Source organism: Novosphingobium sp. CCH12-A3, assembly GCF_001556015.1.
In the GTDB taxonomy this organism is placed as follows: domain Bacteria; phylum Pseudomonadota; class Alphaproteobacteria; order Sphingomonadales; family Sphingomonadaceae; genus Novosphingobium; species Novosphingobium subterraneum.
In genome coordinates this window covers 17164-41664 of sequence record NZ_LSIA01000102.1, presented here as the reverse complement: position 1 = coordinate 41664, position 24501 = coordinate 17164, and the positions used below count along the sequence as shown (strand labels likewise).

Here is a 24501-nt window from a genome sequence, read left to right as displayed (position 1 = left end):
TCATTGCCCAGCTTGGCGAGTGCAGCCGCAACCGGCCCGCAGTGGAGCGCTGATCAAACGCGAGGTTGCCCGCCTCGCTCATGTCTCCTAAGGCCCGCCGCGCAGAATCTGTTATTGGCATAATTTGCTGATGGCATCTGCCAGTTTCAGCGGACGGGAATGACATGAGCGAACCTTTGCGCATCGCGCTGGCCGGGCTGGGCACTGTCGGCGGCGGGGTAATCCGGTTGATCGAGGCCAATGCGGACCTCATCGCAAGGCGTGCGGGTCGTCCGATCGTCATTACCACCGTCAGCGCGCGCAATCGCCAAAAGGACCGGGGCTTCGACGTCTCGCGCTATGCCTGGGAAGACGACATGGTCATCCTGGGCGAGCGGCCCGACGTCGACGTGGTGGTCGAGCTGGTCGGCGGTGCCGATGGTCCGGCGCTCGCGCTGGCTCGCACCACGTTCGAAGCAGGCAAGGCGCTGGTCACCGCCAACAAGGCCATGATCGCGCACCACGGCGTGGAACTGGCGACGAAGGCCGAGGCGGCGAAAGTCGCTCTCAAGTTCGAGGCGGCAGTCGCCGGTGGCATCCCGGTCATCAAGGGCCTGAAGGAAGGCGTTGCCGCGAACGAGATCGCGCGGGTCTACGGCATCCTCAACGGCACCTGCAATTACATCCTCTCGACCATGGAGGACACCGGCCGCGACTTTGCCGACGTCCTCGCCGAGGCGCAGGCCAAGGGCTATGCGGAGGCCGATCCGACCTTCGACATCGACGGCATCGACGCTGCCCACAAACTCTCGATCCTCTCCTCGATCGCGTTCGGCACCGCGGTAGACTTCGCGCCGGTTGCAGCGACCGGCATTCGCCGCGTGCTGGCGGCCGATATCGCGCAGGCCGATGCGCTCGGCTACTATATCCGCCTGATCGGCATGGCCGAGACGGAGGTCGACGCCGCCGGCAACCGCCGCCTGTTCCAGCGCGTGCACCCGCATCTCGTCCACCGCGACCACCCGCTTGCCCATGTCGATGGTGCCACGAATGCCGTCGTCGCGGAGGGCAACTTCGTCGGCCGCCTGCTGTTCCAGGGCGCGGGCGCCGGTGATGGCCCTACGGCCAGTGCGGTCGTGGCCGACCTTATTGACATTGCCCGCGGCGATATCGGTGCGCCGTTCTCGATTCCCGTGGCCGAACTCGATCATGCGGCTCCCGCAGACGTGGGCCACCGTACCGGCAAGGCCTATATCCGCTTCAACGTCGCGGACCGCCCCGGTGTTCTGGCCGAGATCACTGCGGCAATGCGCGATGCGGGCGTATCCATCGAAAGCCTGATCCAGAAGGGCGGGGCCGACAACGCGCCGGTCATGGTCTCGCTGGTCACGCACGAAGGGCCGGAAAGCGCGATCACCGAAGCGCTGCGCCTGCTTGATGGCTCACCGGTTCTGGCAGAGCCGCCGCTGGTCATGCATATCCTCGGCGAATAACGACGGCCGCCGTCAGGGCGCGGGGATTTCGCCCTTGGCAATCCGGTCCGCGTCCGAGCCCGGCGGTGGCGGCGGCAGCGCCTTGATATCGAACATGTAGATCTCGTGGGGCTTGCCGCCAAGGCCGATGCAGCCCCGGCTGCAATCGCGCAGGCCCGAGACGTTCGGCGCGCGGGGCAGGCCGTCGTCGGTCGACTTTGCGCCGTCGGTTTCGTCGCGAAGCGGCACGCGCTCGCGGTCGCTCGCGTCCTTGCCGCCGCAGACCAAGATGGTTCCGTCAGACCTCTGCATCGGCCTGCACCGCTGGGTCTGGGAAGTGGTCAGCAGGTTTCGCGCAACTTCCGCGTCGCTGGTCGCCGCACCAGGTACGACCGGCCCCTGCTTCGCCGGAGTTGCCGCGGGCGCCTGATCCTGCGCAGACGCGGGACACGCGCCAAAAAGAAGCGCAAGGCCTGCCAGAACTGCCACTCTCTGTCTCGACAAGACCCTTACCTCACGTCTAGTGCCAGGTCACACCAGCGTCATCTGTGCCACGCATTGCCTTTTGCGAGACATAGTGATGTTTGCGCATACGTTTGCACAGCTTGTGCGCCGCGTCGAGCCGGGTCTGCCGGGGAAATGCTGCACATCGGCTGAACCATGACAATACTCGTGCTAGATTCGTCACCACCCGACCAAGCTGGAGCCATCGTGACCGAAATGACCAAAAATCCCGCCGCTTCGCAGGTTCTTGACCGCGTCCTCGTGCTCGAAATGGTCCGGGTGACCGAGGCCGCGGCGATTGGCGCCTCGCGCCTGATTGGCCGTGGAGACGAGAAGGCCGCCGATGCTGCGGCAGTGGAAGCCATGCGGGCTGCCTTCAACGAACTCTACATGGACGGCACCGTGGTGATCGGCGAAGGCGAGCGCGACGAGGCGCCAATGCTCTATATCGGCGAAAAGGTCGGCGCGGCGCCGGGCAAGGGCCCGAAGATCGACATCGCTCTCGATCCGCTCGAAGGCACGACCATCACCGCCAAGGATGGCCCCAACGCACTTGCCGTGCTGGCCGTGGCTGAAGAAGGCGGCCTGCTCAACGCACCGGACGTCTACATGGACAAGCTGGCCTGTGGCCCCGGCTATCCCGACGGGATCATCGACCTCGACAAGTCGCCCACCGAGAACGTGAAGGCCGTGGCAGCGGCCAAGGGCGTCGCTCCCGGCGACATCAATGTCTGCGTGCTGGATCGTCCGCGCCATTCTGCCCTGATTGCTGAGCTGCGCTCGCTGGGTTGCGGCATCAAGCTGATCCCCGATGGTGACGTGGCGGGCGTGATCGCGGTGACCAACGAGGAAACCGGCGTCGACATGTACATGGGCACTGGCGGCGCTCCGGAAGGCGTGCTTGCCGCAGCGGCGCTGCGCTGCGTTGGCGGGCAGTTCAAGGGCCGCCTGCTGTTCCGCAACGAGGACGAGAAGGCCCGCGCCCGCAAGTGGGGCATCGAGGACCTGAACAAGCAGTATGACCTGATCGAGCTGGCCAAGGGTGACTGCATCTTTGCCGCCACCGGCGTGACCGATGGTTCGCTGCTGGCAGGCGTCAAGGTGCACAAGAGCGGCGTGATGACCACCGAAAGCGTGGTGATGCGCGCCTCATCCGGCACCGTGCGCTGGGTCAAGGGCGAGCACCGCAGGGGGCGGTGAACTACGCCGGATAATGAAATCCAGGCCCGGCAGCATCGCGCTGCCGGGCCTTTTTCTTGTCTTGGTCAGACAAGAATCGTCGTAACGTCGTCTATATTTGGCAAAATTCTGTTGCGTCTGCCATTTCGCAACCTAGCCTGAAAGTAACGGGTTCGGCTGCACCGCAGTGACGTACGGGGAAATAGTTTCGTGAACAGTATCATGCGGATCGCACTTGGCTTGGTTACCCTTTTCGGGTTCTCCAGCATGGCGCAGGCCAAATGGTTCGAGGCATCATCGCGGCATTTCGTGGTCTATTCCGATCGAGGGGCGGACCAGGTGCGGATCATGGCTGGCAAGCTGGAGCGGTTCGACGCGGCCCTTCGGCAATTGACCGGACGCCGCGACGAACCGATCGCGCCGTCGAATCGCGTCACGATCTACATGGTTCAATCGCCCAACGACGTTTCGCGGCTTTTCGGCAAGGGCGGCAATTACATCGGCGGCTTCTATGCCTCGGTGGCGGGTGGATCCTATGCGATCGTGCCACCGTTCAACGTGCAGGAAACGGGCGAGAACGGGTTTGCCGAAGGGGTTCTGCTGCACGAGTACGCGCATCACTTCGTTTCCGAAAACCAGTCGGTCCTCTATCCGTTGTGGCTGAACGAGGGATTTGCAGAGTTCGTTTCAACCGCGCGTTTCGAGAAGAACGGCTCTGTCGGCATGGGCCTGCCCGGGGAATGGCGCGGTTGGCAGCTTACGCATCAAGTCACGGTACCTGCAGAAATGCTGGTCGACAGTCAGGCCTACTTCGCGCGACGCGAGATTGCTTTCGACCAGTTCTATCCCCGCGCCTGGCTGCTTTATCATATGCTGACCTTCGATGCGGGGCGCCAGGGGCAGCTCCAGAAGTATGCATCGGCACTGTCACGCGGGCTTGCGGATCGGGAAGCGGCAATTGATGCCTTCGGCGATCTCCGGCAGCTCGAACTCGATCTCCAGACTTACGGCCGCAAGGTCACGATGCCCTATTACCTGATCAAGGGCGAAACCCTTGCGCCCGCCCCCGTCCAGGTGCGCGAAGTCGATCAGGCGACGGCCGACGCGATGCAATTGCGCATGCGCCTGGCTCGTGGGGTTGCCGAAAGCGAAGCAGCAGGACTGGCAGTTGATGCAAGAGCCGTTGCGGCAACGCATCCGGCCCATGCTACGGTGCAGACCATTCTCGGCCAGGCAGAACTGAAAGCGGGCAACATCGACGCTGCGCTCGCAGCGGCAGACAGGGCTCTCGCCGCTGATCCCGCTGCGATCAATGCGCATATCCTGAAGGGACGTGGCCTGCTCGCCAAGGCGCAGGCGGGACATCCAGGTCCTGCGGAATGGAACGCCGTTCGCGCCGCCTTTCTGAAAGCGAACAGCCTTGACCCGGACCATCCCCTGCCATTGCTCTATTTCTACGAGACTTTCCTCAGCCAGGGGATCAAGCCGACCGCGAACGCGCTTCAGGCCCTGGCACGATCGCTGGAACTCGCTCCATACGATCGAGGCATCCGCGAAGAAGTTGCCGCTTCGCAACTGGCTCGCGCCCAGTTCGACCAGGCCGAGACAACCTTGCGCATGCTGGTACGTGATCCTCATTTCCCGAAGCGCGGCGCAAGAATTCGTGCCGTCATCGAGAAGCTTAAAGAGCGCAACTCCGAAGGGGCGCGCAAGCTTATCGAGATGTCAGACGAGGAGTTCGAGAAGCGCCAGAACGAGGGCGACAAGGACACGGGCGAAGGAAAATCTGCAGCAGCCTGACCCGTCGGCTACTCACGTTCCGTATTTCCTGACGTCAGTTTCCAGACCAAGCGCTGCGGCAGCCGAACTGCCGCGAAGGCGGGTGGCGTCTCCGATCGTTGATGCACGCGTTTTCAGATCGCGTGTCCTGAAGCTGGAAACGAGGGTGGTGAGGGCTTCGGCCTCTACCGAAAGGCTCCGGGTCGCTGCCGAGGATTCCTCGACCATCGCGGCGTTGGCCTGCGTCATGCGGTCCATCGCTGCAACGGCATCGTTGACCTGCTCCAGGTTCTGGGCCTGGCGGGCTGCCGACTGGGCGATCTGTGAGACCAACGTGTCCACCGCCGCAATCTGATCGACGATACCGGTCAGGCGTGAGCCGGTTTCGCCAACCAGGCGGACCCCCTCTTCCACCTGGCTGGTGCTGTTCTCGATCAGTGTCTTGATGTTCTGCGCCGCTTCGGCAGAGCGCTGGGCCAAGGCGCGGACTTCGGTTGCGACAACGGCAAAGCCCTTGCCGGATTCGCCTGCGCGTGCGGCCTCGACACCAGCATTCAGGGCCAGCAGGTTGGTCTGGAACGCGATTCCATCGATGACCGAGATGATATTGCTGATCTCCTGCGCCGATGCTTCGATCGCGGCCATGGCAGCAATGGCCTGCCGAACGACTTCACCACCGTTGCTGGCGTCGTCGTGCGCCGAATTGATTGCAGCGTGGACGTCGCGCGCGCCGGAAGCGGTTTCGCGTACGCTCCCGGTCACGGCCTTCATGGCCCCTGCGGTTTGCGCAAGGCTGGAGGCTTGCTGTTCGTTGCGGTGGGCAAGGTCAGCGCTGGCGTCGCGGATTTCGGCGATGGAGCTCATCACGCTGGCTGCTCCGACCCGCACCGTGCGCATCGCCGATGCGAGCGCATCAACAGCAGTGTTGTAGTTGGCGCGCAGGGCCTCGTAGCTTTCCGGGAACGCCTCATCAATGCGGTACTCAAGATTCTGCCGCGCCATGCAGTCCAAGCCCGCCGATAGCGCCGCAACGACTGCCTGCTGCTCCTCCTGCGCCTTGGCCCGGGCCATGCCGTTCTCCCGGAAAACACCAATGGCGCGTGCCATCACGCCGATCTCGTCATTCCGCTCTGCCCCCGAGGCTTCAACGCGGTAATCGCCTTCGGCCATGCGCTGCATCGTCCCGGCAGTCTCGACCAACGGCGCAACGACGCGCTGCCGGATCATCCTGGCGGCAAACAGCACGATAGCGAGAACAGCGCAGGCAATCGCCGCGAACGCTGCGATCAGGATGAACACGAGGCGATTGGCATTTTCCATCAGCGCGGCGCGATAGGCGGTGGACCGCTCAACGAGACGCTCGACCGCGTCGTGCTGTTTCAGGTAGGCAGGGGCAAGTTCCTCCTGCTGGACTCGCAGCATCGTCGCGGTATCCCCGGATTCGAGAGCCGGAAGAAATCGCTGGTCGATGGCCTGCCAGAATGCATCGGCAGTGCCGATGGTGGCCTGCACTTCGTTGCGCAGTTCATCAGGCACAGGCGCCGTGGCCCAATAGGCCTTGCGCTGTTCGAACAGCGCGCGCTCTTCGGCGAGTTCCGCCTTTGCGTGAACGGCGCGCGCGGGGTCGGTCAGCGACCATGTGGCGTGAAGATAGGGTTCGACGACGAACGCCGGCGGCGGCAGGATGTCTGCCAGGAGTTCGTCCTGCAACAGGTTCTGCTTGTGGAGCGGTCCGCCGAACCGAATATAGCTGACCGCCACGCCCACGATCAGGATCGCCGCGAGTATCAATGCGACGACCAGTTTGGCGCCACGTGAAGTCTGCTCACTGAGCATGCCGTGTCCCTTGAGATTGGTATACATGGCATGAGGCAACGAAGTTAGATTGGCGTGTCAGGAGCGTAGGAAGTTCTACTGCCGTAGAAGCCCGGCGCCCCTGTCAAGCAGACGTAAAAAGGCCCCGCCGGATCGCTCCGGCGAGGCCTTCAAACTGTCCCTGACGGATCGACGAAGCCTTACGCCTCGTCGCCCTCGATCAGGTAATCGCCGGCATCGGCGTCGGTGCCGTGGGTCTCGCCCTCGACCGCCGCCAGCGGATCGTCACCGATTGCTGCTTCCGGCCCTTGCGCCAGCTCGGCTGCATGCTCTTCCGCTGCTGTCGCCGGAGCGATCAGCGATTCCTGGAGCTTGCGGTAGGAGGCACGCAGCGCGGCATCGCGCGAGGAGGCGGCGACGCGCAGGCGGTTCATGCCCGCACCGGTACCGGCGGGGATGAGACGACCGACGATCACGTTCTCCTTGAGACCGATCAGCGAGTCCTTCTTGCCTTCCACGGCCGCCTGCGTGAGCACGCGGGTGGTTTCCTGGAACGACGCGGCCGAGATGAACGAGCGCGTCTGCAGCGAGGCCTTGGTGATGCCCAGCAGCACCGGCTTGCCTTCGGCGGGCTGCATGCCCTCTTCCAGCTTGGCGTTGGTTTCGAGCATCTCCTCGAGGTCGACCTGTTCGCCCGGCAGCAGGGTGGTGTCGCCACCGTTGGTGATCTCGACCTTCTGCAGCATCTGGCGAACGATCACCTCGATGTGCTTGTCGTTGATCTTCACGCCCTGCAAGCGATAGACTTCCTGGATTTCCGCGACGAGGTATTCGGCCAGAGCCTCGACACCCATCACTTCCAGAATGTCGTGCGGATCGGGCGAGCCCGAGATCAGGTTGTCGCCCTTCTTGACGTAGTCACCTTCCTGCACGTCGATCACGCGGCTCTTCGGCACGAGGTACTCGACCGGTTCACCCTCTTCCGGGATGATCGCGATCTTGCGCTTGGCCTTGTAGTCACGCACGAACTCGATGCGCCCTGCGATCTTGGCAATGATCGAATTGTCCTTCGGCTTGCGGGCCTCGAACAGTTCGGCAACGCGCGGCAGACCGCCGGTGATGTCGCGGGTCTTGGCGGCTTCGCGCGATGCACGGGCGAGGATGTCGCCCGCTTCGACGCGCTGGCCGTCCTCGACCGAGAGCGTGGTGCCCGGAGCCATCAGGTAGCGTGCAGCTTCGCCCGAATCGTCGTCGAGCAGGGTCAGGCGAGGACGCAGGTCCTCCTTCTTGCCCCGGCCGGCGGCACGGTTCTCGGTGACGACGCGGCTCGACATGCCGGTGGCTTCGTCGGTCTGCTCGGTCAGGGTCTTGCCGTCGACAAGGTCCTGATAGCGCACGATACCCGGCTTTTCGGTGATCACCGGCAGGGTGAACGGGTCCCACTCGGCCAGGCGATCGCCCTGCGAGATGATAGCGCCGTTCTCGTGCAGCAGGTGGGTACCGTAAGGCACGCGGTGGATCGCGCGCTCACGGCCCTCGGTGTCCATGACCACGATTTCGCCGTTGCGAGCCAGCGACAGACGACGGCCGCGCTTGTCGGTGATCGTCGGAATGTCGCGGTAGACCACGGTACCATCCGAGATCGCCTCGAGGTGCGACTGCTCGTTGACCTGCGCCGCGCCACCGATGTGGAAGGTACGCATGGTCAGCTGGGTGCCCGGCTCACCGATCGACTGCGCGGCGATGACGCCGACAGCTTCACCGATGTTGACCGGCGTACCGCGCGCAAGGTCACGGCCATAGCACGTGCCGCACACGCCCTGCTGGGCTTCGCAGACCAGCGGCGAGCGGATCTTGGCCGACTGCACGCCGGCAGCTTCGATCTTCGCGATCGCGGCTTCGTCGAGCAGTTCGCCCTTCTGCGCGATGACCTCGCCCGACTTCGCCTCGATCAGGTCTTCGGCGAGGGTACGGCCAAGGATGCGCTCGCCCAGCGAGGCAATCGTCGAGCCGCCCTGGACGATCGCGCGCATTTCCAGCGCACGCTCGGTGCCGCAGTCTTCCTCGATCACGACGCAGTCCTGCGACACGTCGACCAGACGACGGGTCAGGTAACCCGAGTTCGCGGTCTTCAGCGCGGTGTCCGCGAGGCCCTTACGAGCACCGTGGGTCGAGTTGAAGTATTCAAGAACGGTCAGACCTTCCTTGAAGTTCGAGATGATCGGGGTTTCGATGATCTCGCCCGAGGGCTTGGCCATCAGGCCGCGCATGCCCGCAAGCTGCTTCATCTGCGCCGGGGAGCCACGAGCGCCCGAGTGCGACATCATGTAGATCGCGTTGATCGGCTTCTGACGGCCGGTCGCCTCGTCGACAGGCGAGCTCTTGAGCTCTTCCATCATGGCATTCGCAACCTGGTCGCCGCAACGGCTCCAGGCGTCGATCACCTTGTTGTACTTTTCCTGCTGGGTGATCAGGCCGTCCTGGTACTGCTGCTCGTAGTCGGCAACCAGTTCCTTGGTCTCGGCAACCAGCGCATCCTTGCTGTCGGGGATGATCATGTCATCCTTGCCGAACGAGATGCCTGCCTTGAACGCGTTGCGGAAGCCCAGCGCCATGATGGCGTCGGCGAACAGCACCGTGTCCTTCTGGCCGGTGTGGCGATAGACCTGGTCGATCACGTCGCCGATTTCCTTCTTGGTCAGAAGGCGGTTGACGATCTCGAACGGAACCTTGTGGCTCTTGGGCAGGCATTCGCCGATCAGCATGCGGCCCGGCGTCGTTTCGAAACGCTTGAGGTACTGCTTGCCGTTCTCGTCGGTCTGCGGAACGCGGGCGATGATCTTCGAGTGCAGCGTGACGGCCTTGGCCTCCAGCGCCTGGTGCACTTCGGCCATGTCGGCCAGCATCATGCCTTCGCCCGGCTCGCCGGCGCGGTCCATCGACAGATAGTAGATGCCCAGCACCATGTCCTGCGAAGGCACGATGATCGGCTTGCCGTTGGCGGGCGAGAGGATGTTGTTGGTCGACATCATCAGCACGCGCGCTTCGAGCTGGGCTTCCAGCGAAAGCGGCACGTGGACGGCCATCTGGTCACCGTCGAAGTCGGCGTTGAAGGCCGAGCAGACGAGCGGGTGCAGCTGGATCGCCTTGCCTTCGATGAGGACCGGCTCGAACGCCTGGATGCCGAGACGGTGAAGCGTCGGCGCACGGTTCAGCATGACCGGGTGTTCGCGGATCACCTCGTCGAGGATGTCCCAGACTTCCTTGCGCTCCTTCTCGACCCACTTCTTGGCCTGCTTCAGGGTCATCGACAGACCCTTCGCATCAAGACGCGCGTAGATGAACGGCTTGAACAGTTCGAGCGCCATCTTCTTCGGAAGGCCGCACTGGTGCAGCTTGAGTTCCGGGCCGGTCACGATGACCGAACGGCCCGAATAGTCGACGCGCTTGCCGAGCAGGTTCTGGCGGAAGCGGCCCTGCTTGCCCTTGAGCATGTCGGACAGCGACTTCAGCGGACGCTTGTTGGCGCCGGTGATCACGCGGCCACGGCGACCGTTGTCGAACAGCGCGTCAACGGCTTCCTGCAGCATGCGCTTTTCGTTGCGGACGATGATGTCCGGCGCGCGCAGCTCGATCAGGCGCTTGAGGCGGTTGTTGCGGTTGATGACGCGGCGATAGAGGTCGTTGAGGTCCGAGGTCGCGAAGCGGCCACCGTCCAATGGCACCAGCGGGCGCAGTTCGGGCGGAATGACCGGCACGACATCGAGGATCATCCATTCCGGGCGATTGCCCGAATCGATGAACGATTCCACGACCTTGAGGCGCTTGATGATCTTCTTGGGCTTCAGCTCGGACTTGGTCGTCCGCAGCTCTTCCATCAGATCGTCGCGCTCCTGCTCGAGATCGAGGTTCATCAGCATGTGCTTGACGGCCTCGGCACCGATGCCGGCCGAGAAGGCGTCTTCGCCATACTCGTCCTGCGCGTCGAGCAGTTCGTCCTCGGTCAGCAGCTGGTACTTCTCGAGCGGGGTCAGGCCCGGCTCGATGACGACGTAGCTTTCGAAGTAGAGGATGCGCTCAAGCTGCTTGAGCTGCATGTCGAGGAGCAGGCCGATGCGCGAAGGCAGCGACTTGAGGAACCAGATGTGCGCGACCGGCGCGGCCAGTTCGATATGGCCCATGCGCTCGCGGCGCACCTTGGTGACGGTGACTTCGACGCCGCACTTTTCGCAGACGACGCCCTTGTACTTCATGCGCTTGTACTTGCCGCAGAGGCACTCGTAGTCCTTCACGGGGCCGAAGATGCGCGCGCAGAACAGGCCGTCACGCTCGGGCTTGAACGTGCGGTAGTTGATGGTTTCCGGCTTCTTGATCTCGCCGAAGGACCAGCTGCGAATGCGCTCAGGCGACGCCAGACCGATCTGGATCTGGTCGAAGGTCTCGGGCTTGGCGAGCTGGTTGGTGAATTTGGTCAGGTCGTTCATTTGGTGCCGTTCCCTTGCCCTGTGAAAGGGCGTTGGACGTGAATTCTGGTGCGAAGGGGTGGGCGGCGGCAGAACCGCCGCCCGTGTTCCTTACTCCGCCGCCTCGGCGAGGCCGTCGTCATCCGTGTCATCGAGCGACGACAGTTCGACGTTGAGGCCCAGCGAGCGCATTTCCTTGACGAGCACGTTGAAGCTTTCGGGAATGCCGGCCTCGAAGGTGTCGTCGCCCTTGACGATCGCTTCGTAGACCTTGGTGCGGCCGACCACGTCGTCCGACTTCACCGTGAGCATTTCCTGCAGCGTGTATGCCGCGCCGTAGGCCTGAAGCGCCCAGACCTCCATTTCGCCGAAGCGCTGACCACCGAACTGCGCCTTGCCGCCCAGCGGCTGCTGGGTAACGAGCGAGTACGGCCCGATCGAACGTGCGTGGATCTTGTCGTCGACCAGGTGGTGAAGCTTGAGCACGTACTTCATGCCCACCGTCACCTTGCGGTCGAAGGCATCGCCGGTGCGACCGTCGAACAGCGTGACCTGACCCGATTCATCGAGCCCGGCCAGACGCAGCATGTCGGTCACGTCCTTTTCCACCGCGCCGTCGAACACCGGCGAGCCCATCGGCACGCCGTTGCGGACAGCTTGGGCAAAGTCGATGATCTGCGCGTCGTTGCGGGCGTCGATCTCGTCGGCATAGTTGTCGCCGTAGATCTCCTTGAGCAGCTCGCGCACCGCTTCCGGCGGCTGGCCGGCTTCGGGGTTCGGGTTGGCCTCGCGCCATGCATCGAGAGCCGCGCCAATGCGCTTGCCAAGACCGCGGGCGGCCCAGCCAAGGTGCGTTTCGAAGATCTGCCCGACGTTCATGCGCGAAGGCACGCCCAGCGGGTTGAGCACGAAGTCGACAGGCGTGCCGTCCTCGAGGAAGGGCATGTCTTCCTGCGGCAGGATGCGGCTGATGATGCCCTTGTTGCCGTGACGGCCGGCCATCTTGTCGCCCGGCTGCAGCTTGCGCTTCACGGCAACGAAGACCTTGACCATCTTGAGCACGCCGGGGGCGAGTTCATCGCCACGCTCGAGCTTTTCCTTGCGGTCCTCGAACTTCTCCTGGATCGCCTTCACCGCAGTGTCGTACTGCGCCTTGACCGCCTCCAGCTGCTGCTGGCGTGCATCGTCGGCGACGGCGAACTTCCACCATTCGTGACGCTCGACATCGGCGAGAACCTGCTCGTCGATGACTTCGCCCTTCTTGATGCCCTTGGGCGCTGCAGCCGAGGCCTGGCCGAGCAGCATGTCGCGCAGGCGGTTGAAGGTGGCGCGGTTGAGGATCGCACGCTCGTCCTCGCGGTCCTTGGCGAGGCGTTCGATTTCCTCGTTCTGGATGGCGCGGGTACGGTCGTCGATCTCGATGCCGTGACGGTTGAAGACGCGAACGTCGACGATCGTTCCGGCAACGCCGGGCGGGAGGCGAAGCGAGGTGTCGCGCACGTCGCTGGCCTTTTCACCGAAGATCGCGCGGAGCAGCTTCTCTTCCGGCGTCATCGGCGATTCACCCTTCGGGGTGATCTTGCCGACGAGGATGTCACCGGGGTGAACTTCCGCACCGATGTAGACGATGCCCGCCTCGTCGAGGTTGCGCAGGGCTTCCTCGCCGACGTTCGGGATGTCGCGGGTGATGTCCTCAGGCCCGAGCTTGGTGTCGCGGGCCATGACTTCGAACTCCTCGATGTGGATCGAGGTGAAGACGTCTTCCTTGACGATGCGTTCGCTGATCAGGATCGAGTCTTCGTAGTTGTAGCCGTTCCAGGGCATGAACGCGACGAGCACGTTGCGGCCCAGCGCCAGTTCACCGAACTCTGTCGACGGACCGTCGGCGATGATGTCGCCCTTCTCGATCAGGTCGCCCACCTTCACCAGCGGACGCTGGTTGATGCAGGTCGACTGGTTCGAGCGCTCGAACTTCTGCAGGCGATAGATGTCGACGCCCGACTGGCCGGGTTCGATATCGCCCGAGGCGCGGATCACGATACGGGTTGCGTCGACCTGGTCGACCACGCCCGAACGCAGGGCCGAGATCGCAGCGCCCGAATCGCGCGCCACGGTCTCTTCCATGCCGGTGCCGACAAACGGCGCATCGGCCTTGATCAGCGGCACGGCCTGGCGCTGCATGTTCGAGCCCATGAGCGCGCGGTTGGCGTCGTCGTTTTCCAGGAACGGAATGAGCGAGGCGGCAACCGAGACGAGCTGCTTGGGGCTGACGTCCATCAGCGTGATCTGGTCACGCGGGCTCATCACGAATTCGCCGTTCTGGCGGGCCGAGACGAGTTCCTCGACGAACGATCCGTCAGCATTCAGCTCGGCCGAGGCCTGCGCCACGGTGTGCTTCTGCTCTTCCATCGCCGAGAGATAGATGACGTCCTTGGTCACCTTGCCGTCCACGACCTTGCGGTACGGCGTCTCGATGAAGCCGTACTTGTTGACGCGCGCGAAGGTCGACAGCGAGTTGATCAGACCGATGTTCGGGCCTTCCGGCGTTTCGATCGGGCAGATGCGGCCATAGTGGGTCGGGTGAACGTCGCGGACTTCGAAGCCGGCGCGCTCGCGGGTCAGACCGCCCGGCCCAAGTGCCGAAACGCGGCGCTTGTGGGTGACTTCCGAAAGCGGGTTGGTCTGGTCCATGAACTGCGAGAGCTGCGAGGAACCGAAGAACTCGCGCACGGCGGCCACGGCGGGCTTTGCGTTGATCAGGTCGTTCGGCATGACGGTCGACACGTCGACCGAGGACATGCGCTCCTTCACGGCGCGCTCCATGCGCAGCAGGCCGACGCGGTACTGGTTTTCCAGCAGCTCGCCCACCGAACGCACGCGACGGTTGCCGAGGTTGTCGATGTCGTCGACTTCGCCCTTGCCGTCCTTGAGGTTCACCAGTTCCTTGACCACGGCGAGGATGTCGTCGGTGCGCAGGGTGGTGACGCTGTCATCGCACTCGAGGCCGAGGCGCATGTTCAGCTTGACGCGACCCACGGCCGAGAGGTCGTAGCGGTCGGCATCGAAGAACAGGCCATCGAACAGCGCTTCGGCGGTTTCGCGCGTCGGCGGCTCGCCCGGGCGCATGACGCGATAGATATCGGCCAGCGCGTGGTCGCGATCCGGAGCCTTGTCGGCCTTGAGGGTATTGCGGATCCAGGGACCGGTCGAGACGTGATCGATGTCGAGCAGTTCGAGCGTGTCGATCCCGGCCTTGTCGAGCAGATCGAGGTTTTCCGGCGAGACTTCGTCACCGGCTTCGATCCAGATGCGGCCCGTGGCTTCGTCGATCAGGTCACGCGCGGCATAGCGGCCGAAGATCTCCTCGGTCGGGATCAGCAGCTCTTCAAGCCCGTCCTTGGCCGCCTTGTTGGCAGCGCGGGGGGAGATCTTCTGGCCCGCCGGGAAGATCACTTCGCCCGACTTGGCATCGACGATGTCGAACATCGGCTTCGATCCGCGCCACTGTTCGAGCACGAAGGGCACCTTCCAGCCGCCCTCGGCACGTGCCCAGTTCACGGTGTCGTAGAAGTGGTGGAGGATCTGCTCGTCGTCCAGGCCCAGCGCATGAAGCAGCGCGGTGACCGGCAGCTTGCGCTTGCGGTCGATACGGACGTTGACGATGTCCTTGGCGTCGAATTCGAAGTCGAGCCACGAACCACGGTAGGGGATCACGCGGGCCGCGAAGAGGTACTTGCCCGAGGAGTGGGTCTTGCCGCGGTCATGGTCGAACAGCACGCCGGGCGAACGGTGCATCTGCGACACGATCACGCGCTCGGTGCCGTTGATGAAGAACGTCCCGTTCTCGGTCATGAGCGGGATGTCGCCCATGTAGACGTCCTGCTCCTTGATATCGATGAGCGACTTGGTCTCGGTCTCGGCATCGACCTCGAAGGTGGCGAGCTTGAGCGTGACCTTCATCGGAGCAGCATAGGTGATGCCGCGCTGGCGGCATTCGTTCACGTCGTACTTCGGCGCTTCGAGGACGTAACCGTCACGCTCCTTGATATCGAGGCTGGCGGTGCCGGCGAAATCCTGGATCGGGAAGACCGAACGCAGCGTTTTCTCGAGGCCCGAGACATAGCCGATCGACGGATCGGAGCGGAGGAACTGCTCGTACGATTCGCGCTGGACCTCGATGAGGTTCGGCATCTGCACGACCTCGTGGATGTCCCCGAAGATCTTGCGGATGCGCTTCTTCACACCGGGACGACTGGCTGTCTTGGAAACCATAAAGGTTGCGAGCCTCTTTCAACAAATGGCCGGAAAACCGGCGGAAATTCTGCCACGCGCGGGCGATGGGCCACCAAACGGCGAAAGGCCGCACAGCGCACGGCACCCCGTTCAACGGAAGCCATGGCCCGCAGCCTCTTGCGTCAGATGGATTGCCCTGCGCCTCCTTCCCGAGCCACCCCCTGCGCATGGGACGGCCTTGCTCGAAGCGCTGGACAGGGGCGGCATATAGGCAATGCCGATCGTTAAGTCAAAGGGCGCAAAGGCATTTCGGGAGCCACGGGAGGCACCGCCAAGTAATTCCGTTAAACGATGAACGTCGGTTCAGAAACCGTGAAACATTGTTGCGGAGACCAAAGTGGCGACACCTCACGGGCAATAACCGCTCGTTTCGTCGCCAATACGGAACCTATTGCGCGGTTCGTCGCGTTTTCACTTCATGACCAAGATCAACGCCATATCGCCCCGCAACACCATGGCGATTTCAGCCATGCTGCTGCTTACTGCCGGAACTGCCCATGCGCAGGACGTTACTATTCCTGTAACTGATGCACCTGTGGCAGCGGCCCCTGTCGTGACTCCCGCGCCGGCAGCTCCGACCATCGTGATCCCGACTGCAACGCCGGAGCCTGTTCCTGAGCCCGCGACCGCATCGACGCCAGTGGCCACGCCGATCGCGCAGCCCCGACCGGCCGCGCGTCCCGCGCCGCGTTCAGTGGCGCGTGAGTCGGCGCCTGCACCTGCGCCAGCAGCTGCAACGGAATCGACGCCAACGCCGGTCGCAGCCCCCGTCCCGGCCCCCATCCCGGCTGTTGCACCTTCTTCCGTTTCAGAGCCAACGACAGCAGCCCCCGTTGCGGCAGACGTCGCCACGGACAGTGCAGCACCGGGCTGGGTACTGCCGGTCGGCGCTGCAGCAACCCTGCTCGTGCTGGGTGGCGTGGGCCTTGCCGTCAGCCGCCGCCGTCGCGTGTATGCGGAAGATGTGGATTTCGTGCCCTCGGTGGCAACCCGGCCCAGTCTGAGGCCCCAGCCCGAGCGCCGCGTCGCGCCGCCAATGCCGCCCGAGCGACCCTCGACCCCGACATACGCCATGTCGGCTGCAAGCACCCGCACCGCGAGCGAGCGCGAAGCCCTGATCGAACGCATCGTTGCGTCTCCGCCAGACGATGCCAACCCGTTCCAGTCGCGCAAGGCGCGCCGCCGCCGTGCGCGGATCATGGTGCAATCGATGGCCGCACGCAGCGAAGTGCCGACCACGCGCCCCGAACAGGTCGCGCCCGAGGTTCGCACGGACTACGCGCAGGCCTGAACCCTTCCAAAACCCCTCAAGGACAAATGAGCCTCGTCCGCTGGACGGGGCCTTTTTGCATGGCAAATGCGCGGCAACGTCGCAAAACGATAAGCGATATATCGTTTTTCAATATTATTGATTGACGATAAGGCGGATCGACATTATTGAATATCGATATCGACCTTATCGGAGAACGATCATGTCCCGCCTGCTTCCCCAGACCGCCGCCGCGATCCTCTCGCTGCTGCTGGCCGCCACGCTGTGGCTGCCGACGGTGGATGCCGGCTCTGCCCCGTTCGCGCTCGCCGATGGTCCGGTCATGGCGACCTACCAGCTCCCGCTCGCCGCCTGACCGCTCACTCAACAGGAGGCCATCCAATGTCCACACTCCGCACCGACCCGCTTCTGGGATTGGCCAAGGCTCTGCTCACGTTCATGCTTGTCGTCATCGTGATCGGCATGGTCGGCCTCGGCATCGGCTTTGCCGCTGCAATAGGGCTGCACGGCATGGTCGCTGAAAAGCTGGCGAAGGCCGGTGCAGGCGAATCAGCCTACTGGCTCGTTCTGGCAATGTTTCCGCTGATCGCCGCAATGCTTGCCGCAATGCATCGCTTCGTCGAGAAGCTTCGCGCCATCGTCTGCACGGTGGAGGATGGCGATCCGTTCATTCCGGACAACGCCGAGCGTCTGCGGGCGATGGCGTGGTTGTCGGTCATTATCCAGCTTCTTTCGCTTCCCGTGGGAGTAGTCGGCTCGCTGCTCGAGAAAGCCACGAGCGAAGCGGGGTCCGTCAACATCGACGCCGAGTTCTCGACAAACGGCCTGCTTCTGGCCCTCGTCCTGTTCATCCTCGCCCGGGTGTTCCGCACCGGCGCGCAGATGCGCGAAGACCTGGAAGGGACCGTGTGATGCCGATCAATGTCAAACTTGACGACCTGCTCCACGCCCGCCGCATGACGCTGACCGAACTGGCCGAACGCATCGACCTGACACTCGCCAACGTCTCGATCCTCAAGACCGGCAAGGCCAAGGCCATCCGCTTCTCGACGCTGGAAGCGATCTGCCGGGAACTTGACTGCCAGCCCGGCGACGTTCTGGGCTATGAACCGGAAGGCGGCGATAGCCCCGAAGCTTGACTTCACAGCGCGAATCCGCCAGAGGCCCGCCCGACCGGTGGGCCTCTTTGGCCTTGCCGATCATCCGTCCGAGACAGTTGGTGTGCAGGATCTGCCTGCACTTAATCTCCAGCCTAGACGGGGAAAAGAGTTTCAAGGCCCCTCGCTCCTGCAAGGATCGTGGCGCCCCTCGCGCTTTACGGCGCACCTCCTTCCCTTGTCACGGACTCGCCGGTGGTCTTCGGGCCATCGACAAACGTAGCCGACTGTCCGGGTCTCCCGGCTCAGTCACATGTGAAGGAGTATGGCATGGATCGTTCGCAGAAAGCCGATTCGGTCGCCTTCCTTAACGGCGTCTTCAGCGAGGCCGGCGCGGTGGTCATCACCCGCAACCTCGGCATGACGGTGGCCCAGTCCACCGCCCTGCGCACGAAGATCCGCGAAGCGGGCGCGACCTACAAGGTTGCGAAGAACAGTCTTGCCAAGCTTGCCGTCGCAGGCACCGATTACGAAGGTCTGGGTGATTTCTTCACCGGTCCGACCGCAATCGCCGCCTCTGTCGATCCGGTTGCTGCCGCCAAGGCAGTGGTCGAGTTCGCCAAGACCACCGACAAGATCGAAATCGTCGGTGGTGCAATGGGTTCGCAGGTTCTCAACGAAGCCGGGGTCAAGGCGCTCGCCTCCATGCCCAGCCTCGACGAGCTGCGCGGCACGCTTATCGGCCTCATCCAGGCTCCGGCCACGAAGATCGCCCAGCTCACGACTGCTCCGGCAGCCAAGCTGGCCCGCGTCTTCGGCGCCTACGCCAAGGAAGCCGCATAAGACCGTTCGTTCGATTTACGCTCGCCGCGCCACTCGGGCGCGTGGGCACCACAAGATCAGGAGTGAAATACCATGGCCGATATCGCCAAGCTCGTTGAAGAACTTTCGAAGCTGACCGTCCTCGAAGCCGCTGACCTCGCCAAGGCTCTCGAAGAAGCATGGGGCGTTTCCGCCGCTGCTGCTGTTGCCGTTGCTGCTGCTCCGGCTGGCGCTGCTGCTGAAGCCGCTGAAGAGAAGACCGAATTCGACGTCATCCTCACCGGCGACGGTGGCAAGAAGATCCAGGTCATCAAGGAAGTCCGCGCGATCACCAACCTGGGCCTGACCGAAGCCAAGGCGCTGGTCGAAGGCGCTCCGAAGGCGATCAAGGAAGGCGTGTCGAAGGCTGAAGCCGAAGACATCAAGAAGAAGATCGAGGAAGCCGGCGGCACCGTCGAAGTCAAGTAATCTTCTTCCGGTTTTCCGGACAAGTTACAGGGAAAGGCGGGGCATTCAGCTCCGCCTTTTTCGTTTGTGGTCAGTCCGTTGCGACGGGGACCCGCACGCAGACCAACAGCCCACCGCTTTCCGCGCGTGCGAACTTGATAGCGCCACCAAAGCGCTCAAGGAGACGATGTGCAGTGGGAATGCCAAGCCCGAAACCTGCCGTGTCGCGCGCCCGCGCGTCGTCGATGCGGTAGAACGGCGCAAGAATCCGTTCGAACTGGTCTTCGGAAATTCCCGGCCCGTCATCGGCGATCAATACATGCCAGCGGCCTTGCGCATCCGGTTCGACGCAGACCTTTGCCTTGCCGCCATAATGCACGGCATTTTCGATCAGCGGGTGCAGGGCCATCAGCAAGGGCTCGCGCCAGGTGCAGATCATGGCCCCTGGCGTAACCTCGACCTCGGCCTTCCCTTCAAAGCTGCCCATGACAAGGTCCGTCACTGCGAGGCCGAGGTCCATCATGACCGCTTCAGGCGCAAGGTGCTGAGCCCTGAGGTAGCGCTGGAGAGACATCAGCATGGCTTCCATTTCGCTCGTGGCATCACGGACAAGGCCTGCAATCTCGGCATCGTCGATCAGGTCGGCGGCTATGGTCACGCGCGAGAGGGGCGTGCGCAGATCATGGCTGATGGCCTCGAACGATCGCGCCTGATCCTCGAGCATCGCCGCGATGCGCTCCTGCATGGCATTCATCGACCGGGCGAGACTGCGCAGGTCGTTGGGGCCGCTTTCGCGCACCGGCACGACCTGCCCCTTGCCGATCGCGTCGGCGGCGTCGGTCAGTTCGCGCAAGGGCCGGGTGATGATGCGCAGCGACCACAGCGACAGGGCAAAGCCGACTACGGCCGTGATCAGCGTCAATACCGTGGCGCGCAGGGCAATCGGCCAGCCCGAGGTCACGTCGCGCGAACGGAAGTTGAGCCAATGCCCGTCTCGAAGCCGCATCGCTCCGACGAGATTGCCGTAGCCCAAGCGCGACGGCTCAAGTCCGAGCATGATCTGCTGCCCGGCCAAGGTGGGCTCCCAGCGCAGAATGTGCCCCCGGATCTCGCTGACAGCTTCGTCCTCGCGACCGACCAGCGCCTGTGGCGAGTTGGACAGCGCGACTTCCAGGTGGCTCGTGCTCATGATCGTGCCGAGTGCGTCCGGATGCAGTTCGTGCACGCGGTTGCTGACCACGAGCAGTTCGGCAACGCGCCGAGCGTGATCCTCGCGCAGCGTCTCCTTGTCGATGACATCGTAGAAGGCGAGGCTCGCCACGGCCTGGACGGCGGCCATGACCAGCAGAAGCGTCGCTGCGCGCACCGCCAGTCGCGACAGATTCGGTCCATGCGGCGGGTGCGCATCGACAAGCGCGCGAAGGCGACCGATGCCGCCTTGCGCCCGCGCCGCCGGTTTGCGTGCCATGCGCAGCCGGTCTGCCCATTGGCCGAACCCTTCCATCGGCAGAACGCTGTCACTGACCGGGGAGTGGGTCAACCATTGCCGCCACGCGGACATGATTTGTGACATCAAGCCGCATGAAATCCACATATATCATGGATTTGTGACGGCGCTTGGCTCATGGCGGAGTTTCTGCCCACGGCCCTTGGACCGCGTGGCGCCATGGCCTGCCGCGACTCGGTCACACAGCGCTTTCCTTCCGGGCCCCCCGGCCCTACACCGCGCGTCCCATGTTTGAACGGCCGCCTCACAGATGGATCGACGAACTGCGGGCGATGCTGCGGCTCGCCGCGCCGCTTGTCGGTGCCAACCTCCTGCAGATGGCAGTCTTCGCGGTCGATGTCGTGTTCGTGGCGCGGCTCGGGCCGGAAGCGCTGGCAGCCTCGTCGCTGTCGGTTTCGCTGTTCGGTCTGCTGGTATGGAGCCTGACGGGCCTCGTCGGTGCCGCATCGCCACTGATCGCGGCGGAACTTGGGCGAAGGCGGCACGCAGTTCGCGAAGTGCGCCGCACGGTGCGCATGGCTGCCTGGGCTGGCCTGCTTGCCTCCCTCGTCGCGATCGGTGTGTGCATGCTCGGCGGGCCCCTGATGCGCATCACCGGGCAGGACCTTGGCGTGATCGCGCGCGCCGTTCCCTTCCTGCAGGTGCTGATGTGGGCCGCGATTCCCGCAGTCCTTGCAGCGCTTCTCCGCACCGTTGTAGCAACGCTCGGCAGGCCCGGCATCGGCACCGCGATCACCGGCATGGCGGTGGCGATCAATGCTCTGGGAAACTGGCTCTTCGTCTTCGGCCACATGGGGGCGCCCGAACTGGGCCTGCTTGGTTCCGCGATCTCCAGCGTGTTGACCAGCGTGGCGATGCTGCTGGCGTTCGTCGTCGTGATACGCTTCGATCGAAGGCTCCACCGCTATCGCCTGCTTGGCCGGTGGTGGAAGCCCGAATGGACGCGGTTCGCGGATGTTCTGAAGATCGGCCTGCCGATCTGCGGCACGATCATCGCCGAGGCCGGCATGTTCAACGGCGCGGCCTTCCTGATGGGCAGAATCGGCGAAGTCGAGCTGGCCGCACATACGCTGGCCCTGCAATTCGCGGCAATCGCCTTTCAGGTACCGTTTGGCGTCGGCCAGGCGGCGACGATCCGCGTCGGCCTCGCTTATGGCGCGGGCGACAACCCGGCCATCGCCCTAGCTGGCCGGGTGGCGACTCAACTCGGCATTGGCTTCATGGCCCTGTCGGCCGCCGTCATGCTGCTGTTCCCGCTTCAGCTCCTGCAGCTCTACATTGACCCTGCTGCCCCACAGAACGCGACGGTCGTGGCGCTGGCACTGCAGTACATGATGGTTGCAGCTGCATTCCAGCTGTTCGATGGCGCGCAGGCAGTCGGGGCCAGCCAGCTGCGGGGATTGCAGGACACCCGCGTGCCAATGCTCATCGCAATCTTCGGCTACTGGGTGCCAGGCGTGGGCACGGCGCTGGGCTTGGGTCTGTTTACCGGCTTTGGTGGCTTGGGCGTGTGGTTCGGCCTGCTTGTCGGGCTGATCTTCGTTGCCGGACTGATGCACTGGCGCTGGGCAAACCGCGCGAAGCTGGGGCTCCTGCCGGCCTGACGGTGCGCTTCGCCGATTTGTTCATCTGCGTGAAAAGAATCTGCGCCAGACCCATTGACGCCCCTTCCACCGGCACCCATATGCCGCCCGCTGGCACTCTCGCCTTGAGAGTGCCAAGGCTCATTTTTTAACTTGGAAGAGGGAGCAACCCATGACTTTCCGTCCGCTGCACGATCGCGTGCTCGTACGCCGCGTCGAAGCCGAGGAAAAGACTGCCGGCGGGATCATCATCCCCGACAGCGCCAAGGAAAAGCCCGCTGAGGGCGAGATCGTCGCCACCGGCACCGGCGCTCGCGCCGAAAACGGCACGATCACCCCGCTCGACGTCAAGGTCGGCGACCGCGTCCTGTTCGGCAAGTGGTCCGGCACCGAAGTCAAGGTTTCGGGCGAAGACCTGCTGATCATGAAGGAATCGGACATCCTGGGCGTGATCGGCTGAGCCGAACCCCGGATTTCCTGAATCAACTCAAGACATTCAAAGGAACGAGAAATGGCTGCCAAGGACGTACGCTTTTCGCGCGACGCTCGTGAACGCATTCTGCGCGGCGTCGACATCCTCGCCGACGCGGTGAAGGTCACGCTGGGCCCCAAGGGCCGCAACGTCGTGATCGACAAGAGCTTCGGCGCGCCCCGCATCACCAAGGACGGTGTTTCGGTCGCCAAGGAAATCGAACTCAAGGACAAGTTCGAGAACATGGGCGCCCAGATGCTGCGCGAAGTGGCCTCGAAGGCCAATGACGCGGCCGGTGACGGCACCACCACCGCGACCGTTCTCGCCCAGGCGATCGTTCGCGAAGGCATGACCGCGGTTGCTGCGGGCATGAACCCGATGGACCTCAAGCGCGGCATCGACATCGCCGTCGGCAAGGTCGTCGAGAACCTCAAGGCGCGTTCGACCCCGGTCGCAGGCTCGGCCGAAATCGCCCAGGTCGGCATCATCTCGGCCAACGGTGACACCGAAGTCGGCCAGAAGATCGCCGAGGCGATGGAAAAGGTCGGCAAGGAAGGCGTGATCACCGTGGAAGAGGCCAAGGGCCTCGAATTCGAACTCGATGTCGTCGAAGGCATGCAGTTCGACCGCGGCTACCTCTCGCCCTACTTCATCACCAACCCGGAAAAGATGACGGTCGAGCTCGAGAACCCGTACATCCTGATCCACGAGAAGAAGCTCTCGTCGCTCCAGGCGATGCTGCCGATCCTCGAAGCGGTTGTGCAGTCGGGCCGCCCGCTGCTGATCATCGCCGAAGACATCGAAGGCGAAGCGCTGGCGACCCTCGTCGTCAACAAGCTGCGCGGTGGCCTCAAGATCGCTGCCGTCAAGGCTCCGGGCTTCGGTGACCGTCGCAAGGCCATGCTGGGCGACATCGCCACGCTGACCGCCGGCGAAATGATCTCCGAAGACCTCGGCATCAAGCTGGAGAGCGTCACGCTCGCCATGCTCGGCCAGGCCAAGAAGGTCACCATCGACAAGGACAACACCACGATCGTCGACGGTGCCGGTTCGGCCGACGAGATCAAGGCCCGCGTCGAGCAGATCCGTGCGCAGATCGAAGTCACCACTTCGGACTACGACCGTGAGAAGCTGCAGGAGCGTCTGGCCAAGCTTGCTGGCGGCGTTGCCGTCATCAAGGTCGGCGGTGCGACCGAAGTCGAAGTGAAGGAGCGCAAGGACCGCGTCGACGACGCTCTCCACGCCACCCGCGCTGCGGTTGAGGAAGGCATCGTTTCGGGCGGCGGTACCGCGCTGCTCTATGCGACCAAGGCTCTCGACGGCCTCAAGGGCGCCAACGACGACCAGACCAAGGGCATCGACATCGTGCGCCGCGCGATCCAGGCCCCGATCCGTCAGATCGCTGCAAACGCGGGTCACGACGGTGCTGTCGTCGCCGGCAACCTGCTGCGCGAGAACGACGAGAACCAGGGCTTCAACGCCGCGACCGACACCTATGAGAACCTCAAGGCTGCCGGCGTGATCGACCCGACCAAGGTCGTGCGCACTGCCCTGCAGGACGCTGCCTCGGTCTCGGGCCTGCTGATCACCACCGAAGCGGCGATCAGCGAGAAGCCGGACGACAAGCCCGCGATGCCGCCGATGGGCGGCATGGGCGGCATGGGCGGCATGGACTTCTAAGTCCACGCCTGTTCAAGCTGACACGAATTGGGCCGGAAGGAGCAATCCTTCCGGCCTTTTTCGTTTTCCCGCCCCTTTTGGCAGGACGCGGGAACAAGCTGCGATGAACTGCGTTTGGCATGCGATGGACTGCGCCCAA

Annotated in this window: 17 protein-coding genes; 12 read left to right on the top strand and 5 right to left on the bottom strand. The window is 63.7% G+C overall.

Annotated elements, in window-relative coordinates:
* The first annotated feature begins 164 nt into the window (after positions 1–164).
* Positions 165–1472, top strand: a complete 1308-nt coding sequence (locus tag AX703_RS07565; protein ID WP_062343491.1) for a homoserine dehydrogenase — start codon at positions 165–167, stop codon at positions 1470–1472.
* A gap of 12 nt (positions 1473–1484) precedes the next feature.
* On the opposite strand, the gene AX703_RS27280 is transcribed toward AX703_RS07565, so the two are convergent.
* A complete protein-coding gene (locus AX703_RS27280) occupies positions 1485–1763 on the bottom strand; it encodes a hypothetical protein (protein ID WP_156451960.1) in 279 nt (92 codons plus the stop codon).
* A gap of 408 nt (positions 1764–2171) precedes the next feature.
* Here AX703_RS27280 and glpX point away from each other — a divergent pair, with 408 nt between their 5' ends.
* The gene (gene glpX, locus AX703_RS07555; protein ID WP_156451962.1) at positions 2172–3155 is read left to right on the top strand and encodes a class II fructose-bisphosphatase; all 984 of its coding nucleotides are present in this window, start codon (positions 2172–2174) and stop codon (positions 3153–3155) included.
* Positions 3156–3344: 189 nt separating this feature from the next.
* A complete protein-coding gene (locus AX703_RS07550; RefSeq protein WP_156451959.1) occupies positions 3345–4934 on the top strand; it encodes a hypothetical protein in 1590 nt (529 codons plus the stop codon).
* Between the two features lie 12 nt (positions 4935–4946).
* On the opposite strand, the gene AX703_RS07545 is transcribed toward AX703_RS07550, so the two are convergent.
* From AX703_RS07545 to rpoB, 3 genes are all read right to left on the bottom strand, one after another.
* Positions 4947–6776, bottom strand: coding sequence for a methyl-accepting chemotaxis protein (locus AX703_RS07545; protein ID WP_231735437.1), 1830 nt, complete (start codon positions 6774–6776; stop codon positions 4947–4949).
* A 152-nt stretch (positions 6777–6928) separates the two neighbouring features.
* Positions 6929–11212 carry a DNA-directed RNA polymerase subunit beta' gene (gene rpoC / locus AX703_RS07540; RefSeq protein ID WP_039337853.1) on the bottom strand — a complete coding sequence of 1428 codons (4284 nt, stop codon included), beginning with the start codon at positions 11210–11212 and terminating at the stop codon, positions 6929–6931.
* 90 nt (positions 11213–11302) lie between these two features.
* Entirely contained in the window at positions 11303–15463 is a 4161-nt protein-coding gene (gene rpoB / locus AX703_RS07535) for a DNA-directed RNA polymerase subunit beta (RefSeq protein WP_062343487.1), read from the bottom strand.
* Between the two features lie 439 nt (positions 15464–15902).
* On the opposite strand from rpoB, the gene AX703_RS07530 reads away from it, so the two are divergent.
* From AX703_RS07530 to rplL, 6 genes are all read left to right on the top strand, one after another.
* Positions 15903–16775 (top strand): hypothetical protein, encoded by an 873-nt coding sequence (locus AX703_RS07530; protein WP_062343486.1) that lies wholly within the window; start codon positions 15903–15905, stop codon positions 16773–16775.
* A 181-nt stretch (positions 16776–16956) separates the two neighbouring features.
* Positions 16957–17109 (top strand): hypothetical protein, encoded by a 153-nt coding sequence (locus tag AX703_RS27275; protein ID WP_156451958.1) that lies wholly within the window; start codon positions 16957–16959, stop codon positions 17107–17109.
* A gap of 26 nt (positions 17110–17135) precedes the next feature.
* Complete coding sequence (locus tag AX703_RS07525; protein WP_062343485.1) at positions 17136–17666, top strand: DUF2975 domain-containing protein; 531 nt, start codon at positions 17136–17138, stop codon at positions 17664–17666.
* Positions 17666–17893, top strand: coding sequence for a helix-turn-helix transcriptional regulator (locus AX703_RS07520; RefSeq protein ID WP_039337848.1), 228 nt, complete (start codon positions 17666–17668; stop codon positions 17891–17893). Before AX703_RS07525 ends, AX703_RS07520 begins: the two co-directional genes overlap by 1 nt.
* Positions 17894–18181: 288 nt before the next feature.
* Positions 18182–18694 carry a 50S ribosomal protein L10 gene (gene rplJ, locus AX703_RS07515; protein ID WP_039337847.1) on the top strand — a complete coding sequence of 171 codons (513 nt, stop codon included), beginning with the start codon at positions 18182–18184 and terminating at the stop codon, positions 18692–18694.
* 72 nt (positions 18695–18766) lie between these two features.
* Positions 18767–19141, top strand: coding sequence for a 50S ribosomal protein L7/L12 (rplL, locus tag AX703_RS07510; protein WP_039337844.1), 375 nt, complete (start codon positions 18767–18769; stop codon positions 19139–19141).
* Between the two features lie 70 nt (positions 19142–19211).
* On the opposite strand, the gene AX703_RS07505 is transcribed toward rplL, so the two are convergent.
* Positions 19212–20660, bottom strand: coding sequence for an ATP-binding protein (locus AX703_RS07505; protein WP_231735436.1), 1449 nt, complete (start codon positions 20658–20660; stop codon positions 19212–19214).
* Between the two features lie 194 nt (positions 20661–20854).
* Between AX703_RS07505 and AX703_RS07500 the strand changes: the two genes are divergently transcribed.
* The 3 genes from AX703_RS07500 to groL all read left to right on the top strand — a co-directional run bounded on the left by AX703_RS07500 (position 20855) and on the right by groL (position 24362).
* Complete coding sequence (locus AX703_RS07500; protein ID WP_062343484.1) at positions 20855–22231, top strand: MATE family efflux transporter; 1377 nt, start codon at positions 20855–20857, stop codon at positions 22229–22231.
* A gap of 151 nt (positions 22232–22382) precedes the next feature.
* Complete coding sequence (gene groES, locus AX703_RS07495; RefSeq protein ID WP_039337841.1) at positions 22383–22670, top strand: co-chaperone GroES; 288 nt, start codon at positions 22383–22385, stop codon at positions 22668–22670.
* A gap of 51 nt (positions 22671–22721) precedes the next feature.
* Positions 22722–24362, top strand: coding sequence for a chaperonin GroEL (gene groL, locus AX703_RS07490; RefSeq protein ID WP_062343483.1), 1641 nt, complete (start codon positions 22722–22724; stop codon positions 24360–24362).
* The last annotated feature ends 139 nt before the right edge of the window (positions 24363–24501 follow it).

What these genes read in the sequence shown, in the direction of transcription:
- AX703_RS07565 (WP_062343491.1), top strand. Translation starts at nt 165, where the DNA reads ATGAGCGAACCTTTGCGCATCGCGCTGGCCGGGCTGGGCACTGTCGGC.
- AX703_RS27280 (WP_156451960.1), bottom strand. Translation starts at nt 1,763, where the DNA reads ATGCAGAGGTCTGACGGAACCATCTTGGTCTGCGGCGGCAAGGACGCG.
- glpX (WP_156451962.1), top strand. Translation starts at nt 2,172, where the DNA reads ATGACCAAAAATCCCGCCGCTTCGCAGGTTCTTGACCGCGTCCTCGTG.
- AX703_RS07545 (WP_231735437.1), bottom strand. Translation starts at nt 6,776, where the DNA reads ATGTATACCAATCTCAAGGGACACGGCATGCTCAGTGAGCAGACTTCA.
- rpoC (WP_039337853.1), bottom strand. Translation starts at nt 11,212, where the DNA reads ATGAACGACCTGACCAAATTCACCAACCAGCTCGCCAAGCCCGAGACC.
- rpoB (WP_062343487.1), bottom strand. Translation starts at nt 15,463, where the DNA reads ATGGTTTCCAAGACAGCCAGTCGTCCCGGTGTGAAGAAGCGCATCCGC.
- AX703_RS07530 (WP_062343486.1), top strand. Translation starts at nt 15,903, where the DNA reads ATGACCAAGATCAACGCCATATCGCCCCGCAACACCATGGCGATTTCA.
- AX703_RS27275 (WP_156451958.1), top strand. Translation starts at nt 16,957, where the DNA reads ATGTCCCGCCTGCTTCCCCAGACCGCCGCCGCGATCCTCTCGCTGCTG.
- AX703_RS07525 (WP_062343485.1), top strand. Translation starts at nt 17,136, where the DNA reads ATGTCCACACTCCGCACCGACCCGCTTCTGGGATTGGCCAAGGCTCTG.
- AX703_RS07520 (WP_039337848.1), top strand. Translation starts at nt 17,666, where the DNA reads ATGCCGATCAATGTCAAACTTGACGACCTGCTCCACGCCCGCCGCATG.
- rplJ (WP_039337847.1), top strand. Translation starts at nt 18,182, where the DNA reads ATGGATCGTTCGCAGAAAGCCGATTCGGTCGCCTTCCTTAACGGCGTC.
- rplL (WP_039337844.1), top strand. Translation starts at nt 18,767, where the DNA reads ATGGCCGATATCGCCAAGCTCGTTGAAGAACTTTCGAAGCTGACCGTC.
- AX703_RS07500 (WP_062343484.1), top strand. Translation starts at nt 20,855, where the DNA reads ATGTTTGAACGGCCGCCTCACAGATGGATCGACGAACTGCGGGCGATG.
- groES (WP_039337841.1), top strand. Translation starts at nt 22,383, where the DNA reads ATGACTTTCCGTCCGCTGCACGATCGCGTGCTCGTACGCCGCGTCGAA.
- groL (WP_062343483.1), top strand. Translation starts at nt 22,722, where the DNA reads ATGGCTGCCAAGGACGTACGCTTTTCGCGCGACGCTCGTGAACGCATT.